The 2,500-nt window shown below is 56.8% G+C and carries 1 tRNA gene and 2 rRNA genes (1 of these 3 cut by a window edge); all 3 read left to right on the top strand.

From position 1 onward, the window contains the following. A 23S ribosomal RNA gene (locus DR046_RS22490) occupies window positions 1-2,001 on the top strand (it extends 828 nt beyond the left edge of the window). Between the two features lie 194 nt (window positions 2,002-2,195). Next, window positions 2,196-2,310, top strand: a 5S ribosomal RNA gene (gene rrf / locus DR046_RS22485). A 113-nt stretch (window positions 2,311-2,423) separates the two neighbouring features. Continuing rightward, window positions 2,424-2,500, top strand: a tRNA-Met gene (locus DR046_RS22480).

Here is a 2,500-nt window from a genome sequence, read left to right as displayed (position 1 = left end):
GTTCTCCGCGAAATCTATTTAGGTAGAGCGTCATCCGAATACCCCGGGGGGTAGAGCACTGGATGGGTAATGGGGCCCCACAGGCTTACTGATCCTAACCAAACTCCGAATACCCGGGAGTACTAGATGGCAGACACACGGCGAGTGCTAACGCCCGTCGTGAAGAGGGAAACAACCCTGACCTCCAGCTAAGGCCCCCAATTCATGGCTAAGTGGGAAAGCAGGTGAGACGGCCAAAACAACCAGGAGGTTGGCTTAGAAGCAGCCATCCTTTAAAGATAGCGTAACAGCTCACTGGTCTAAACAAGCTGTCTTGCGGCGAAGATGTAACGGGGCTCAAGCCATGAGCCGAAGCTGAGGATGCACGTAGTGCATGGTAGCGGAGCGTAGTGTGACATGATCTCCTTCCTCTTCGGCATCCTTCGGGATGTCCTGGAGGATCGGGGATCTTCGATGAAGCCGGGGCGTGAGCCATCCGGTGGAGAGATCACTAGCGAGAATGATGACATGAGTAGCGACAAACAGGGTGAGAGACCCTGTCGCCGAAAGTCCAAGGGTTCCTGCTTAAAGCTAATCTGAGCAGGGTGAGCCGGCCCCTAAGGCGAGGCAGAAATGCGTAGTCGATGGGAACCAGGTTAATATTCCTGGGCCAGAGAGAAGTGACGGATCGCGAGGATCGTTCAGCCTTATCGGATTGGTTGGGCGGTTTAGCGGTTCCTGGAAATAGCCTCTCGTTGGACCGTACCCTAAACCGACACAGGTGGACTGGTAGAGAATACCAAGGCGCTTGAGAGAACGATGTTGAAGGAACTCGGCAAAATACCTCCGTAAGTTCGCGAGAAGGAGGCCCGGGTTCTACGCAAGTGGAATCTGGGGGCACAAACCAGGGGGTGGCGACTGTTTACTAAAAACACAGGGCTCTGCGAAGTCGCAAGACGACGTATAGGGTCTGACGCCTGCCCGGTGCCTGAAGGTTAAAAGGAGGGGTGCAAGCTCCGAATTGAAGCCCAGGTAAACGGCGGCCGTAACTATAACGGTCCTAAGGTAGCGAAATTCCTTGTCGGGTAAGTTCCGACCTGCACGAATGGCGTAACGACTTCCCCGCTGTCTCCAACATCGACTCAGCGAAATTGAATTGCCTGTCAAGATGCAGGCTACCCGCGGTTAGACGGAAAGACCCCGTGCACCTTTACTACAGCTTCAGACTGGTATCAGGCCAGGCATGTGCAGGATAGGTGGTAGGCTTTGAAGCGTGAACGCCAGTTTGCGTGGAGCCACCCTTGAGATACCACCCTTGCCTCGCTTGATATCTAACCGCGGTCCGTCATCCGGATCCGGGACCCTCTGTGGCGGGTAGTTTGACTGGGGCGGTCGCCTCCTAAAGAGTAACGGAGGCGCGCGAAGGTTGGCTCAGAGCGGTCGGACATCGCTCGTTGAGTGCAATGGCAGAAGCCAGCCTGACTGCGAGACTGACAAGTCGAGCAGAGTCGAAAGACGGCCATAGTGATCCGGTGGTCCCAAGTGGGAGGGCCATCGCTCAACGGATAAAAGGTACGCCGGGGATAACAGGCTGATACTGCCCAAGAGTCCATATCGACGGCAGTGTTTGGCACCTCGATGTCGGCTCATCTCATCCTGGGGCTGGAGCAGGTCCCAAGGGTACGGCTGTTCGCCGTTTAAAGAGGTACGTGAGCTGGGTTTAGAACGTCGTGAGACAGTTCGGTCCCTATCTTCCGTGGGTGTAGGATACTTGAGAGGAGTTGCCCCTAGTACGAGAGGACCGGGGTGAACGATCCACTGGTGGACCAGTTGTCGTGCCAACGGCAGTGCTGGGTAGCTATGATCGGACAGGATAACCGCTGAAGGCATCTAAGCGGGAAGCCCCCCTCAAAACAAGGTATCCCTGAGGACCGTGGCAGACCACCACGTCGATAGGCCGGAGATGTAAGCGCAGCAATGCGTTCAGTTGACCGGTACTAATTGTCCGATAGGCTTGATTCGATCCAGTGGAAGGCAGAACGAACGCCTCCCCAGAGCGAAAGCATACACCACGGTGAAATGTACCTGACCTGGAAAACGATGTGACACTCGGCACGCCCGGAACGGTGGCCGCGCGGAACACGCACCCTTGCACGTCAAGGACGCGCGTCCCGCCCGAACACCGCCCCCGGCGTCGCCGCGGTGTGTTTGTCCGGTTTGGTGATCATAGCGCAAGCAAAACACCCGGTCCCATCCCGAACCCGGCCGTTAAGTGCTGTCGCGCCGATGGTACTGCGTCTCAAGACGTGGGAGAGTAGGTCATCGCCAAACCTGACAAACACACCGTTTCTCTCGAAAACGATCCGCGCCACGCCCGCACTCGGGCCAAGGCGCAATACACAGCGCTCCCACAGGCCCCCACAGGCCAAAGCGCAAACAAGTGTCGCGGGATGGAGCAGCCCGGTAGCTCGTCAGGCTCATAACCTGAAGGTCGTAGGTTCAAATCCTACTCCCGCAACCA

The organism is Jannaschia formosa (genome assembly GCF_003340555.1).
Classification (GTDB): Bacteria; Pseudomonadota; Alphaproteobacteria; order Rhodobacterales; family Rhodobacteraceae; genus Jannaschia; species Jannaschia formosa.
Note: the sequence above shows the minus strand (reverse complement) of the source record. Positions and strands in the feature narration are given on the sequence as shown.